10 protein-coding genes are annotated in these 14852 nt (G+C 70.4%); 4 read left to right on the top strand and 6 right to left on the bottom strand.

What is annotated here, in order from left to right; all coding sequences use genetic code 11:
* The first annotated feature begins 14 nt into the window (after nt 1–14).
* Nucleotides 15–2099 carry a pseudouridine synthase gene (locus EYR15_RS03115; RefSeq protein ID WP_131001393.1) on the top strand — a complete coding sequence of 695 codons (2085 nt, stop codon included), beginning with the start codon at nt 15–17 and terminating at the stop codon, nt 2097–2099.
* Nucleotides 2080–2640 carry a 16S rRNA (guanine(966)-N(2))-methyltransferase RsmD gene (gene rsmD, locus EYR15_RS03110; RefSeq protein WP_131001612.1) on the top strand — a complete coding sequence of 187 codons (561 nt, stop codon included), beginning with the start codon at nt 2080–2082 and terminating at the stop codon, nt 2638–2640. The genes EYR15_RS03115 and rsmD overlap by 20 nt, the downstream gene beginning before the upstream one ends.
* A gap of 21 nt (nt 2641–2661) precedes the next feature.
* On the opposite strand, the gene EYR15_RS03105 is transcribed toward rsmD, so the two are convergent.
* Nucleotides 2662–3960, bottom strand: a complete 1299-nt coding sequence (locus EYR15_RS03105) for a GGDEF domain-containing protein (protein WP_131001392.1) — start codon at nt 3958–3960, stop codon at nt 2662–2664.
* A gap of 42 nt (nt 3961–4002) precedes the next feature.
* Complete coding sequence (gene mutL / locus EYR15_RS03100; protein ID WP_131001391.1) at nt 4003–5778, bottom strand: DNA mismatch repair endonuclease MutL; 1776 nt, start codon at nt 5776–5778, stop codon at nt 4003–4005.
* Between the two features lie 160 nt (nt 5779–5938).
* Between mutL and EYR15_RS03095 the strand changes: the two genes are divergently transcribed.
* Nucleotides 5939–7768, top strand: a complete 1830-nt coding sequence (locus EYR15_RS03095) for a monovalent cation:proton antiporter-2 (CPA2) family protein (RefSeq protein ID WP_131001390.1) — start codon at nt 5939–5941, stop codon at nt 7766–7768.
* Nucleotides 7769–7827: 59 nt separating this feature from the next.
* Nucleotides 7828–8334, top strand: coding sequence for a DUF1523 family protein (locus EYR15_RS03090; RefSeq protein ID WP_131001389.1), 507 nt, complete (start codon nt 7828–7830; stop codon nt 8332–8334).
* A gap of 13 nt (nt 8335–8347) precedes the next feature.
* Here the strand turns inward: EYR15_RS03090 and EYR15_RS03085 are convergent, their stop codons facing one another.
* From EYR15_RS03085 to ahcY, 4 genes are all read right to left on the bottom strand, one after another.
* On the bottom strand, nt 8348–9046 hold the full coding sequence (locus EYR15_RS03085) for a nucleotidyltransferase family protein (protein ID WP_131001611.1): 699 nt from the start codon (nt 9044–9046) through the stop codon (nt 8348–8350).
* A 17-nt stretch (nt 9047–9063) separates the two neighbouring features.
* Entirely contained in the window at nt 9064–10632 is a 1569-nt protein-coding gene (gene tsaE, locus EYR15_RS03080) for a tRNA (adenosine(37)-N6)-threonylcarbamoyltransferase complex ATPase subunit type 1 TsaE (RefSeq protein ID WP_131001388.1), read from the bottom strand.
* A 14-nt stretch (nt 10633–10646) separates the two neighbouring features.
* A complete protein-coding gene (locus EYR15_RS03075) occupies nt 10647–13094 on the bottom strand; it encodes a PAS domain-containing sensor histidine kinase (protein ID WP_131001387.1) in 2448 nt (815 codons plus the stop codon).
* A gap of 201 nt (nt 13095–13295) precedes the next feature.
* Nucleotides 13296–14702: an adenosylhomocysteinase gene (gene ahcY / locus EYR15_RS03070; protein WP_131001386.1), complete on the bottom strand. Its 1407-nt coding sequence runs from the start codon at nt 14700–14702 to the stop codon at nt 13296–13298.
* Between the last annotated feature and the right edge of the window lie 150 nt (nt 14703–14852).

Here is a 14852-nt window from a genome sequence, read left to right as displayed (position 1 = left end):
TACCCGGCAAAGTCATGACAGATCAGAACGAACACGACGACGCGGCCGAAGCGCCGGCGTCCGGCGACGCTCCGACCCGGCGCCCCGGCGAACGGCTCGCCAAGGCGATTGCGCGCGCAGGCCTCGGCTCGCGCCGCGACGCCGAAGTCTGGATCGGCGAAGGCCGCGTCAAGGTCAACGGCGCGGTGGTGGACGCCGCGGCGTTCAACGTCGTCGCCTCCGACCGCATCGAGGTCGATGGTCGCGCGCTTCCCGAGCGCGAGCGCACGCGGATGTGGCTCTACCATAAACCGCGCGGCTACGTGACGACCAACCGCGACCCCGAAGGCCGCGAGACCGTGTTCGAGATCCTGCCGGCGGGCCTGCCGCGCGTGATGACCGTCGGCCGGCTGGACATCAACACCGAAGGCCTGCTGCTGCTGACCAATGACGGCGGGCTCGCGCGCGTGCTCGAATTGCCCGAGACCGGCTGGCTGCGCCGCTATCGCGTGCGCGCCTTCGGCCGGGTGACCCAGGACAAGCTCGAGGCGCTGAAAGAGGGCGTCACCATCGACGGGTTCTCCTATGGCCCGATCGAAGCCGAGGTCGAGCGCCAGCAGAACGACAATGTCTGGCTGATGATCGGCCTGCGCGAGGGCAAGAACCGCGAGGTGAAGCGCGTCGCCGAGCATCTCGGCCTCGCCGTGAATCGGCTGATCCGCATTTCGTTCGGGCCGTTCCAACTCGGCAATCTCGGCGAGGGCGAGGCCGAAGAGGTCCGCTCGCGCACGCTTGCCGACCAGCTTGGAAAGCGGCTGACCGAAGAAGCCGGGCTGGACTTCGACTCCGACGTGGTCCGCGCCGAGGATGCCCCGCGCGTCACGGGCGGGCGCGGCGGCAAGACGGGACCGAAGGCGCCGCGCGAGGACCGCGAGCGCCTGACCGACGCCTCGAAGCGGGTCGGTCGCCGCGCGCCTCTGGTGCGGCCGCGCGACATGCCGGCGCCTGAGGCCGCCGCGCCGGTCGAGAAGCAAGAGCCGCAGACGCGCCTGAAGCGCGGCGCGCCGGTCGCCGATCGCAAGGGCCGCAAGGTCGCCGTCGAGCGCATCGCGCGCACGGCCGGAGACGAGGCGCCGAAGCGCGTGACCAAGCGCGATCCCGCCGCCGCCGAACGCTTCGGCGCCGCCGGCCGGCCGGAGCGCGCGCCGCGTCCCAGCGCCAGGCCGCCGGCGCGCGGCGAGAGGCCCGAGCAGGCTCCGCGCCGCGAAGGCGCCGAGGGCGAACGCCGCGGCCCGCCGCGCGAGCGTGGAGACAGGCCGTTCCGCGCGCCTTCGGGCGACCGACCGCTCACGGGCCGCGTGCAACGCTCCGATACGTCAAACAGGCCGTCGCGCGGTCCCCGTCCCGAGGGCGCCAGCCGCCCGAGCCGCGACGGCGACCGGCCCAACCGTTCTTCATTCGGGGATCGGCCTCCCCGCGGCGACCGTCCCGAGCGGCCGTCCTTCGGCGACAGGCCGCGTCCGGACCGAGGCGACCGTCCGCAGCGCGCGCCCTCGGCCGACCGCCCGGCGCGTGGCCCGCGCCCCGAGCGCGGCGGCTTCGGCGACAGGCCGGCGCGGCCCGAAGGCGCCGAGGCGCGGTCCGAATCCAGCCGTCCCGCGCCGCGCTGGCGCGAGGACGCTCCGGGCGCCGCGCGTGAGCGTCCGTTCCGTCCGGCAGGCGACCGTCCGCAGCGTGATCGGCCGTCCGGCGATCGCCCGCAGCGCGACAGGTCCGAGCGTCCGACCGGCGGCAGGCCCGAAGGCGGTCGCCCGCCCCGTCGCGAAGGCGGCGAACGCCCCGCCGGCGCCGGTGGCCGTCCTCCGCGCGGCGATAGGCCTGCTGGCGCTGGACGTCCAGGCGGCGATCGACCTGCGGGGGCAGGTCGTCCGGGCGGCGATAGGCCTGCGGGAGCAGGCCGTCCGGGCGGCAAGCCCGGCGGTTTCAAGCCCGGTGGGTTCAAACCGGGCGGGCCGAAGGGCGGCGGTCGTCCGACTGGCGGCAGGCCTGGCGGCGGCGGAAAGCCTGCAGGTGGCGGGGGCAGAGGACGACCGGGCGGCGGTGCGGATCGTCGGCGGTAGGTTCAAGGGCCGTGCGCTGAAGGGGCCGGGCGCGGATTCGCGCGCCATCCGCCCGACCAGCGACCGGCTCCGCGAGGCGCTCTTCAACGTGCTCGCGCACGCCTATGACGACGCTGCGGCGGACGCGCGCGTGCTCGACCTGTTCGCAGGCACCGGCGCGCTCGGCTTCGAGGCGCTGTCGCGCGGCGCCCGCTTCGCATTGTTCGTAGATGAAGGCGCGGAATCTCGTGCGGTCTTGCGCGAGAACGTCGAGGCGCTCGGCCTCGGCGGCCAGACCAAGATCTTCCGCCGCGACGCGACGAAGCTCGGCCCGGTGATCACGCAAGGGCCTTTCAACCTCATCTTCGTCGATCCGCCTTATGGCAAGGGTCTTGGGGAACGGGCGCTCGCCTCGGCGCGCGAGGGCGGCTGGCTCGCGCCGGGCGCGCTGGCGGTGTGGGAAGAAAGCGCCGAAGCGGAGATCGCGTCGCCGGAGGGGTTCGAAGAGCTCGAGCGGCGGGCCTATGGCGACACCGCCGTGGCCATCCTGCGTCTGGGTTGACGGGCCGAGGCCCCGCTATCCTCAGGCGGCCTCTTCGAACTCGATCCGATTGCGGCCATTGGCCTTGGCCGCATAGAGACCGCCATCGGCGCGGTCGACCAGCACGTCGGCGTCCAGGTCGCTTCCGCGAAGCATCGCGCCGCCGACGCTGACCGTCACGCCGATCGTATGCCCGTTGACGGTCATCGGCGCGTTCGAAATGGCCGCGTGCAGCCGGCTGGCGATCATCGTCGCCTGCGCCCTGTCTGCGCCGGGCAGGAGAACCGCGAACTCCTCCCCGCCGAGCCGCGCGAACACGTCCTCGCGCCGCAACCCCTCGCTCGCGCGCTGCGCGACCGTCTTGAGCACCTGGTCGCCGACGGCGTGGCCGAAGCGGTCGTTGATCGCCTTGAAGTGATCGATGTCGATCATCAGCACGGAAAGCGGCGCCTGCGTGGATCGCGAGGCCGCGACCGCAGCGTCCGCCCGCTCGACGAAAGCTCTGCGGTTGAAAAGGCCCGTTAGGCTGTCGGTCGACGCCGTCGCGCGAAGTTCGGCTTCGAGCCGGCGCTGCTCGGTCACGTCCCAGAGGACAAGGAGATAGCGGTCGCCGAGAAAGCGGTAGAAGAACTGGATGGTCCGGACGGCGCCGTCGCGGCAGGTCACGGTCCATTCCGCGAGATGCGAGCGGCTTGGATCGAGTCGGGCGGCCGCGATCGTGCGCCGCCATTGCTCGAACGCTTCTCTGCGCGCTGCGGCCTCGGGAAAGGCGAGGATCCACCAATCGTCGTGGTTCGGGACCGCGCTCGCTTCGTAGTCGAACAGCTCGTCCGACTTCCGGTTGTAGAACAGCGCGTTGAAGTCGGCGTCGAACAGCTCGACGCCCACCGGCAGGGCCTGCAGCGCGGCGTAGAGACGCGAGAGCTCGTCGGCGGAGGATACGTCGCCATCCTCCGCGCGGACAGTCGCGACGATCTGATCGGACCCTCGCCGCGCAAGCTCGAAGCGCAGGCGAAGCGGGCCGCCGGCGGCGTGACAGTCGAGCGAAATGCGCGCGCCGACGCCGTTTGCCGGCAGGTCACGGCCGAACGCGGCAAGCGCCATCGAGGCCTCCTCGCCCACCACCGAGGTGAGAGGAGCGTAACCTTCGCTCTGATAGGCGTTGCCGAAGAGCGCGCAGGCGGAAGGGTTCAGCCATGCTCGGGGCGTGGCGGCGAGATCGATCAGCACGATCGGACAGGCGATCAGCGCCGCGAACGACGCGGCGTCATCCGACGTCCGATCGGCGTCGAGGAGCGTTGGAGCGAGCGGCGGCGTCATGGCTTTGTCAGCCTTGAGCATCCTCCAATCCCGTAAATGTTCGGTTGAGGAGAATGCTTGCTTTCAACGCCGCCCGAACAGCTTCTCCAGATCGGCCGTCGTTAGCTTCACGAAGGTCGGGCGGCCATGATTGCAGGTGGAGGCGGCCGGTTCGGCTTCGATCGCGCGGAGCAGGGCGTTCATCTCGTCGGGCTTGAGCCCGCGGCCCGCGCGGACCGAGCCGTGGCAGGCGATGGTCGCCAGAATGAGGTCGAGCTTCCGCGCCATCGGGGTCGTGTCGGCGGCGCCTTCGGCCAGCGTCTCCGCGACGTCGCGGACGAGCTTGGCGCCGTCGCAGGGGCCGAGGGGCGCGGGCGTCGCGCGCACCAGCACCGCGCCGGGGCCGAAGGCTTCGACGGCGAGGCCGAGGCTTTCCAACTCCGCCGCCGCCGCGATCACGCGCTCGGCGTCGGCGGGCTCAAGGTCGACGACGTCGGGGACAAGCAACTCCTGCCGCGGCACGCCGGATTGCGCGCGGAGCCGCTTCAGCTCCTCATAGGTCAGCCGCTCATGGGCTGCGTGGGCGTCGACCAGCACCACGCCGTCTTCGGTTTCGGCGAGCACGTAGGTTCCGTGGAGATGCGCTTTGGCGGCGCCGAGCGGGCGGGACAGCGCGTCCGGCTGGACCTCGTCCGCGGCGATCCTTGCGGCGGGGGCGAGGTCGATAAGGTCGGCCGCGAACGCCGCCTGCGCGCTCTCCCCAAAACCGCGGGAGGGCGGAGACCAGGTCGAGGCCGGCCGAAGCGGGGGCGCGGACCCCCGGGCGACGAAGCGGGCGATCTCGGCGCCGCCGGCGGCGTAAGGCTTCGGCCCCGCCGCGCCGAGCGCCTGCCGCACGGTCGAGACCACCAGCGCGCGGATCAGGCCGGGATCGCGGAAGCGCACCTCGGCCTTCGCCGGATGCACGTTGACGTCGACCTCGCCGGTCGCGACGGCGACGTCGAGCGCCGCGACCGGCCAGCGGTCGCGCGGCGCGACGTCCTGATAGGCGGCCTTGAGCGCGCCGACGAGCAGCCGGTCCCGCACCGGCCGTCCGTTGACCGAGAGATGCACCGAGCCCGCTGTGGCGCGGTGAAGATGGCTCAAGCCGGCGTGGCCCGTGAGCCGCGCGCCGCCCCGTTCGCCGAAGATCGCCATCACGGCCTCGGCGACGTCCGCGCCGAGCACCTGCGCCAGCCGCTCGGTACGGTTCTCCACGCTCACGGCCGGAAAGCGCAGCGTCCGCTCCTCCACCACGAGCGTCCAGTCGACATCAGGCGTCGCGAGCGCGAGGCGCTTCACGACCTCCGCTGCCGCCTGGGCCTCAGCGCGCTCCGACTTCAGGAATTTGGCGCGCGCCGGCGTCGCGAAGAACAGGTCGCGGACATCGATCCGCGTACCGCGCGGCAGGGCCGCCGGCTCCGGCTCGCTCTTCGCGCCGCCTTCGACGGTGAGGCGCCAGCCATGGGGAGCGTCGGCGAGCCGGGTCTGGATCGTCATCCGCGCCACCGCGCCGATCGAGGGCAGGGCCTCGCCGCGGAAGCCCATGGTGGCGACGCCGGCGAGGTCGGCGTCGGAGGTGATCTTTGAGGTGGCGAAGCGCTCGACGGCGAGCGCAAGGTCCTCTCGTCCCATGCCAATGCCGTCGTCGACCACACGGATCAGCCGCGCGCCGCCGCCCTCCAGCACGATTTCGATGCGCGCGGCGCCGGCGTCGAGCGCGTTCTCGGCGAGCTCCTTCACGACGGAGGCCGGCCGCTCGACCACCTCGCCGGCGGCGATCCGGTTCGCGACCGTGTCTGAGAGCAGGCGGACGGGCATGGGGCGTCGAGCGGAATCGGGTGAAGGTTCCGCCAACCTAGCATGACGGCGGCCGGCGCGTTTCCAGCGTGCGTTTTGAAGAAACAGAGTTTCGTCTCCGCGGGTTGCCCCAGGCCCTGCGCTCGGGCCAGATGCGCGCCTTAGCGCTTGGGGGTTTCGCATGGAGCATGGAGCGGGCGCAGGGCCGCTGATCGGCCCGCTCGTCTTCCTCGTCGCGGCGGTCGTCGCGGGCCCGCTTGCGCGCCGGCTCGGGCTCGGCGTTGCGGTCGGCTATCTCGCAGCGGGCCTTGTCATCGGTCCGGCGGCGCTCGGCTTCATCCAGGATCCGGAAGCCGTGCTGCAGGTCGCCGAGCTCGGCGTCGTCATGCTGCTGTTCCTGATCGGGCTTGAGCTTCGGCTCGAACGGCTGATCGCGCTCCGCCGCCTCGTCGTGGGCTTGGGCGGGCTGCAGATCGCGCTGACGAGCGCCGTCTTCGCCGCCATCGGCTGGCTTCTGGGGCTCACGCCGCCGGCGGCCCTTGCAGCAGGCGTGGCGCTCGCCTTTTCGGGCACCGCTATGGCGCTGCAGATCCTGCAGGAGCGCGGGCACCTGAACCGGCCCTATGGCGAGAAGACCTTCTCGGTGCTGCTGGCGCAGGATCTCGCCGTGGTGCCTGCGCTCGCCTTAATCCCGATGCTTGGCGACGGGGCCCACGCGGCGAATTGGACGCAGGGGCTGATCTCGGCCGGTATCGGCGCAGGCGCCATCGCCGGGATCGTGTTCGCAGGCCGTTATCTGCTCAACCCGATGTTCCGCCTGCTGGCAGGCGTCGGCGCGCGCGAGGTGATGACGGCCGCGGCGCTGCTCGTCGTGCTCGGCGCGGCCGAGATCGCGCACGCCGCCGGCCTCTCGATGGCGATGGGCGCATTCCTCGCCGGCGTGCTGCTCGCCGGCTCGTCCTACCGGCTGGAGCTCGAAGCCGGCATCGAGCCGTTCCGCGGCCTGCTGATCGCGCTGTTCTTCATGGGCATCGGCATGACGATCGACCTCAAGGTCGTCGTCGAGAATTGGGCGCTGCTGCTTTTCGGCGTGATCGCCTATCTCGCGCTGAAGCTGGCGATCGCGGCAGGCGTCGCCCGGCTGTTCGGATCGCCGCTGCCCTATGCGCTTAGGATCGGCGCCCTGCTTGCGGCGGCCGGCGAGTTCGCCTTCGTGTTGATCCCGCTGTCGGCGACGGAAGGGCTGATCGACGCGCGCATGGCGAGCCTGCTCGCGGCGCTCGCGGCGCTGAGCCTCGTCGCCGCGCCGGCGCTCGCTCTGGTGGTCGAGCGCTATGCCGACCGAACCGTCGCGCCGACCGCCGAGCCCGTGGAGGACTTCTCCGACGCCAAAGGCCAGGTGCTCGTGATCGGCTTCGGTCGTGTCGGCCAGATCGCGGCGCAGCTCCTGCTCGCGGAAGGGGTCGAAACCACGCTTATCGACGCCAATCCCGAGCGCGTCGAGCAGGCGGCGAAGTTCGGCTTCAAGGTCTATTACGGCGACGGCTCGCGGCTCGACGTGCTGCGCGCGGTGAAGGCGGACGAAGCGCGCGCCGTCGTCGTCTGCGTCGACAATCTCGACGCCACAAGGCGCATCGTCGATCTGGTGCAGACCAGCTTCCCGCTGACCGCCCTCGTGGTGAAGGCCTATGATCGCGGCCACGCCCTCGATCTTTATGGCGCGGGCGTCGAGAACGTGGTGCGTGAGACGTTCGAAAGCGCGCTGAGGATCGGCCGGCTGACGCTGGAGACGGTCGGCGTCGATCCAGAGCGCGCCGCCGAGATCGAGGCCGACATCCGCAAACGCGACGCCCAGCGTCTGGAGATCCAGCGCGTCGAGGGCATCACCGGCGGCCGCCATCTCTCCTACACCAACCGGCCGGTGCCTGAGCCGCTGTCTCAGCCCCGGCGGAAGGGCGAGATGCTGGACGCGACGCCGGAGAAGGTCGCCGCCGCTCAGCCTGCGGAATAGGGCAGGAGGCCGATGCGCCCTATATGAGCGTCTGTCCCGTCCGCGAGCCCCAAAACCCCATGTCCCGACTGCGTCTCGTCCTCGCCTTCCTCGTCGTGCTGCTGTTGCCGGTCGGCGCCTTCCTGCACTACGTGCTGCCGCGCCATGACGTGGTGCGCATCGTCAACACCGACGTGCGCCGCGTCGACGCCCAGTCCGGAAAGCCGATCGAGGGCGGCGAGCGCACCACGACGAGCCGCGACGTCTATTACATTTACGCCGAGGATCCGGAGACCAAGAAGCCGCACGTCTTCCGCAACGAAGACACCGGCTGGGGCTTGCCGCCCTACCTCAAGTTCAACAGCGCGGACGTGCAGGCGGTCGCCTCGTCGATCGCAGCCGAGCACGGGGTGGCGCTGGTCACGAAATATGGCTGGCGGCTGACCTGGTTCTCGATGTTCCCGAACGCGGTCTCGGTGCGCCGCTGGGATCCGGCGGACACGGTCATTCCGTGGTTCAACATCGTGTTCTTCGTCGGCGTCGCGGCGCTCGTGGGCTACGTGCTGGTCCGGCGCCGGCGAGCGTAGAGCGCCGCTCCCGTCAGATCGCCGAGGCCATGATCGCTTCTTCGGCTTCCGCGACCGCGCGCGGCGTACCGACATGGAGCCACAGGCCGTCGAGACGCCAGCCGAACAGGCGCTCGCGCTCGATCGCCTTGTTCCACAGCCGGTTCAGCGAGAACGGTTCGTCGCCGGCTCCGTCGAAGGCCGCGCGCGGCATGATCGCGGCGCCGGCATAGGCGAAGGGCGTCACCTGGCGCTCGCCGCGGCGCGCGAGCCTGCCGTCGGTCGCGAAGCTGAAATCGCCTGCGCCGTCATAGCCGACGCTTGCGGTGAGCGCCGCGACCAGCAGCAGCGCATCCATGCGCGTCGGGTCCCAAAAGGCGATCATCCGCTCCAGATTGGAGCTCGCCCCGTCGATCCAGAACGTGTCGGCGTTGAGGATCAGGAAGGCGTCGCCGTTCAGCAGCGGCAACGCCTTGGCGACGCCGCCGCCTGAATCCATCAGCCGCTCTCGCTCGTCGGAGATCGTCACGACAGGCGCGCGGCGATCCCGCAGATACGCCTCCATCTGGTCGGCATGGTGATGGACGTTGACGACGGCGCGCGGGACGCCGGCCTTCTCCAGCTGATCCAGCCCATAATCCAGGAGCGTGCGGCCGCCGACCTCGACCAGAGGTTTCGGGCGGGTGTCGGTGATCGGCCGCATCCGCGTGCCGAGCCCCGCCGCGAGCACCATTGCGTCGGTGATCCCCGTCACGTCTGAGCGGCCTCCGCCGGGCCGGGCTCCGGGGCGGCGCTCGGGCTGAGGTGCGCGTCGTACCACGCCGCGAGCTCCGCAAGGTCGGGATGCGCGAGGTTGGCGGCGAGCGCCCGCTGCACCCGGGGGATGTTCGCGAGATAGCCGGGCTTGCCGTCGCGACGGGCCAGACGGACGAAGATGCCGAGGATCTTGGTGGCCCGCTGAGCTCCCATGGTCGCGTAGGCGCGCGCGAACAGTTTTGGGTCGAACGCGGGATCGGCCTTGCGGCGCGCAGCGATGTAGCGGGCGGCGAGCGCGATCTCGAGCTCTTCGCCGACGTCGACGCGGGCGTCCTGAAGCAGCGAGACCACGTCGTAGGCAGGCGGCCCGAGCGCCGCGTCCTGGAAGTCCAGCAGGCCGAGCCGCTTCAGCCCGTCTTCCTCGCCGCGCCAGGTGAGGTTGGGCGAATGGTAGTCGCGCAGCGTCCAGGTCAGCTTCTCCGCCAGCACCGGCTCCAGCGCGGCCGCCCACAGCGCCGCGAACTCGGCGCGGGCTTCCGCCTGCGGCGCGGCGCCTGTCGCCTCGGGAAGATACCAGTCGTTGAGGAGGTCGCATTCCACGAGGAAGGCGGAGCTGTCGTAGAACGGCGGTCGGTAGACCTCCGCGCCGACAGGCAATTCGATCGGCAGCGCGCGCGAATGAAGGTCGGCGAGCAAATCGACCGCGGTCTCGTAGCGGTTCGCGATCGGGCCTCCCGCAACGACCGGCTCCATGCCGAGATCCTCGACCAGCAGGAAGCCGGTCTTGAGGTCGGAGGCGTAAATCTCCGGCGCGCCATAGCCGAGCGCTCGCAACCCGTCCGCCATCGCCACGAAAGGTTTGACGTCGGTCGCGAGCTTGGCGAGCACGGAATAAGGCTTGCCGTCCCTCAACGGCGGGGAGGGCGCGCGCGCCGGCGCGTCCATCAGGATAGCGGTGCGGCCGGCGCGCGTCAGGCGCTCGTAGATGCGGCCCGAGGCGTCGCCCTGGATGTGGGCGTGCGCGGCGTCCGCCCATCCGGCTTCGTCCAGAAATCGGCGCTTGTCGCGCAGGCGCACGAGGCGGGGCGCAAAGGCGCCGTGGCCGATGAGAGTCGCCCGGCGGGCGCCGTCGCCGTCGCCGGCGTCGAGCGTGAGCTCCAGGCGGTCCGGCGGCAGGTCCGGCCCGAGCCGGTCGGGCCACTCGACGAGCACGATCGCGTCGTCGCCGGCCTCGTCCCAACCGAGCTCTTCGAGCTCATCCGGCCCGGACAGCCGGTAGAGGTCCGCGTGGACGACCGGGCCTCCGGCCAGATCGTAGGTCTGCAGCAGCGTGAAGGTCGGGCTCGGCGCCTCGAGATCCGGATCGCCGGCGCGGGCGCGCACCAGCGCGCGGGCGAAGGTGGTCTTGCCCGCGCCGAGTTCGCCCGAGAGCAGCATGAGGTCGCCGGCCTTGAGCGTCCGGGCGATGACCCCCGCGAGCGCCGCCGTCTCCGTCTCGTCCGCCAGCGTCAGCTCCCAGCGCGGCTCCTTCGAGGTTTCCGCGGCCGGGGCCGTGCGGGTCATGTAGGCCGGCCCCCTCATTCGGCGGCGGCCTCGGCGTCGAGCCGCCGAAGCGGGAAGGTGCAGGTCACGGTGGTGCCCTCTCCGATGATGGACGTGAGAGACACATTACCCCCATGGAGCTCGACAAGTGAGCGCGCGATCGAAAGGCCGAGGCCGACGCCGCGATGGCGGCCGCCTTCGGTGCGGCTCTCGAAGCGGTCGAACACCGTATCGAGGTGATCGGGCTGGATGCCGACGCCCCTGTCCACGACCTTGAAAACCATTGCATCCTTGGTGCGCTTGGCGCTGACGGTGATCGCGTATCCCGGCCGCGAGAAGCCGATCGCGTTGGACAGCAGGTTGAACAGCACCTGCCGCACCCGCTTACCGTCCGCGATGAACTCGCCGACGCGCGGGCCGCACTCGATCTCGAGCCCGAGCCCCGCTTCCGAGAGGCGGTCTCGCACGCCCTCGACGGCCGCCTCGATCGTCTGGCGCGCGTTCACATGCTCCAGATCGAGCGCCATCGCGCCGGCGTCTATCGTCGTGAGGTCGAGGATGTCGTTGATGATCGCGAGCAGCGCGGAAGAGGACTGAAGGATGTGGTCGACATATTCCCGCTGCTTCGGGGACAGCGCGCCGAGCCGGGGATCGCCGAGCAGCTGGCCGAAGCCGATGATGTTGGTGAGCGGCGAGCGCAATTCGTAGGAGACGTGGCTTGTGAACTCGTTCTTGAGCCTCACCGCAGCCTCGACCGCTTCGGCCCGCTCGCGTAGCGCCCGCTCGATCTGCACGCTCGCGGTGACGTCGGTGAAGGTGACGAGCGTTCCGCCGTCCGGCAGCGGCAGGGTCACGACGTCGACGACGCCGCCTTTGGCGCGCTCGATCCGCACCGCGAGCGGCTTGCGCTCGTCCGGCATCGCCGTCGTTGCGGTCTTCAGGCGCGTCCAGAGCTCGGCGTCGCGCGGATCGGCGCGGCAGGCGTTGAGGACGTCCTCGGCGTGCGGCCGGTCGCCGAGCGTCGTCGGGTCGAGCCGCCACAGCGTCTCGAAGGCGGGGTTGTGGAGGCGGAGCCTGCCGTCCGAGCCGAACACGGCGACCGCCTCCTTGAGGTGGTCGATGGTCTCGCGCTGGACCTTGGTCAGCGCGTTGAACCGGCTTTCGAGCGCAAGACGCTCGGTGACGTCGTCGAACAGATAGGTGACGCCGCCTTTCGGGTTCGGTGCCGCGACGACGCGGACCGTCCGCCCGTCCGGCAGGTGCCACCAATGCTCGCGCGCTTCGAGCGCCCGATAGGCCTCGTGGAGCGTGGCCTTCCAGGTCCGGAAGTCCGCCTGTTCGGGCAGCTTCCGCTCCGCGCGCAGCCGGTCGAGGATGGTCGGGTCTGACGGCTGTGTCTCGAGGAAGGCCGGATCGAGCGACCAAAGCTGGCGGAAGGCGCTGTTGTGAAACACCAGACCGCCATCGGCCGAGAAGATCGCGACCGCGGTCGTCAGTTCGTCCAGCGTCCGGCGGTGGGCGTCCATCTGCCGGGAAAGATCGGCTCGGACGTCCTCGAGCTCGGAGACATCGGTCGCGATCGCGGCTGAGCCGTGTGGGGCAGGGGCCTCGACGACGTCGAAGATACGCCGGGCGCCGGCGAACACGGCGGGCGTGCGCCTGCGGAACACGTGGCCGGCGTCGAGCGCCTGGCGCGCTGCGGCGCGCTCGGCCTGTTCGAGAAATTCCGCGCCGTTCTCGGCGGCGGTCGCGCCGTCCGGGGCTTCGACCGCGCGGGCGTAGGCTTCGTTGGCGTAAACGAGGCGGCCGTGTTCGTCGCGCATCCACACCGGCTGGGTCAGCGTCTCAGCGAGAGCCGTGAAGCGGGCGAGGGCCGCCGCGAGCTCCGTCGCGTGCTGCTCGACCTCGGCGCGCGCGAGCCGCTCGCCTGAGACGTCGCGCAGGCGGACGGTGACGGCGGCGCCGACAGGACGCCCGTCCGCCTCGACATGGCCGCCTTCGCGGGTGCGGAGCATCAGACGGAACGGCTCGCCACGCCGGCGCAACGCCTCGATGCGGGTTTCGGCGGCGGCGGCGGATTCGGGCTCGAGCCAGCTTCCGAGCGCAAGCAGGCGGGCGCCTGCAGGCGCGCCGGGCAAAGCGCGCGGGTCGCCGACGACCTCGGGCCGCGCTTCGCCCGCGCGCCACACGATGGTGGTCTGCGCGTCGCTCGCGGCGAGCGTTTCGGCAAGGTCGAGCTTGCGCTTGAGGTCGGCGATCTCGGTGGCGCCCGCGGCCTCCTTGTCTGCGGCCCGGCTGCGCGTCCGCAGCAGCATGATCGAGGTCGCGACGGCGACGAACACCGCGCCGAGAAACAGCGACAGCGCAGCGGTCTCGTGCGCGTTGATGGCCGCCGCGCTGGCGCTTTCGGCAGGCAGGACGGCGAATGCGGCGGACGCCGCAACCGTCAGATAAGCGGCGAAGCGCCGCGGCCGTACCGACATTCAAAGCCCCCGTCGACGATTTCGAGGGAGCTTGTCCGCCGCGCGCGCGCCCCGAGCGCGTCGGACATCCGTGCGCTCCCCCGAATCACTTTCAAGGTACTCGACGCGGGGCTCCGGCCTAAGAGTCCGGAACAAGAACGGACGCCGAAAATCGGCGTCCGGGGGGCGGAAGGGCGCCGAAAGATCGGCGCCCGTGGCGCATTAGTACCGGTAGGTCTCGGGCTTGAACGGGCCCGCCTGCGGGACGCCGATATAGCTCGACTGCTTGTCCGACAGCTTCGACAGCTTCACGCCGATCTTGGCGAGGTGCAGGGCCGCGACCTTCTCGTCGAGCTTCTTCGGCAGCACGTAGACCTGGTTCTCGTATTTGCCGTCCTTGTTGTTCGCCCAGAGCTCGATCTGCGCGAGCGTCTGGTTCGTGAAGGACGCCGACATCACGAAGGACGGGTGGCCGGTGGCGTTGCCGAGGTTCACGAGACGGCCTTCCGACAGCACGATGATGCGCTTGCCGTCCGGGAATTCGACCTCGTCGACCTGCGGCTTGACGTTGTCCCACTTGAAGTTCTTCAGCGCGCCGATCTGGATCTCGCTGTCGAAGTGGCCGATGTTGCAGACGATCGCCCGGTCCTTCATCTCGCGCATGTGATCGACGGTGATGACGTCGACATTGCCGGTCGCGGTGACGAAGATGTCGGCGCGCTTGGTCGCGTCCTCCATGGTCGTGACCTCGTAGCCCTCCATCGCGGCCTGGAGCGCGCAGATCGGATCGACCTCGGACACCATCACGCGGCAGCCGGCCTGGCGGAGCGAGGCGGCGGAGCCCTTGCCGACGTCGCCGAAGCCCGCAACCATCGCGACCTTGCCGGCCATCATGACGTCCGTGCCACGGCGGATCGCGTCCACCAGCGATTCGCGGCAGCCATAGAGGTTGTCGAATTTCGACTTGGTCACGCTGTCATTGACGTTGATCGCCGGGAACAGCAGCTCGCCCTTTTTCGCGAGATCGTAAAGACGGTGGACGCCGGTGGTGGTCTCCTCCGTGACGCCTTTGATGGCGTCGGCGTTCTTCGTGTACCAGCCGGTGTTCGGCGAGATCCGCTTCTTGATCGCGGCGAAGAGGACCTCTTCCTCCTCATTGGTGGCGCCGTCGAGGAAGGCGACGTCGCCGGCTTCCGCGCGCTTGCCGAGGTGGAGCAGCAGCGTCGCGTCGCCGCCGTCGTCGAGGATCATGTTCGGGGTGCCGCCATCGGCCCACTCGAAGATGCGGTGCGTGTAATCCCAGTACTCCTCCAGCGTCTCGCCCTTCACGGCGAAGACGGGGGTGCCGGTCGCGGCGATAGCGGCCGCGGCGTGGTCCTGGGTCGAGTAGATATTGCACGAGGCCCAGCGGACGTCGGCGCCGAGCGCCTTCAGCGTCTCGATCAGCATCGCCGTCTGGATCGTCATGTGGAGCGAGCCGGCGATGCGCGCGCCTTTCAGCGGCTGCGACGGGCCGTATTCCTCGCGGACCGACATCAGGCCCGGCATCTCGGTTTCGGCGATTGCGAGCTCCTTGCGGCCCCAATCGGCGAGGGAGATGTCCTTGACGACGTAGTCGGTGTTGCTCATCGGGCGATCCTCGAAATGGAGTAGGCGCGGAAAGAGGAGCGCCCTGTCTGCGGGACGCCTAACACGCCGCTTGGTCCGGTTCAATAAAGACATAAAGAAGTCTTTATGTACCGCATGGGACGTGGCGCGCGTTGACGACGCGCCCTGTCG

It is taken from the genome of Hansschlegelia quercus (genome assembly GCF_004310425.1).
GTDB lineage: Bacteria > Pseudomonadota > Alphaproteobacteria > Rhizobiales > Methylopilaceae > Methylopila > Methylopila quercus.
This window is presented reverse-complemented; position numbering and strand designations above follow the sequence as displayed.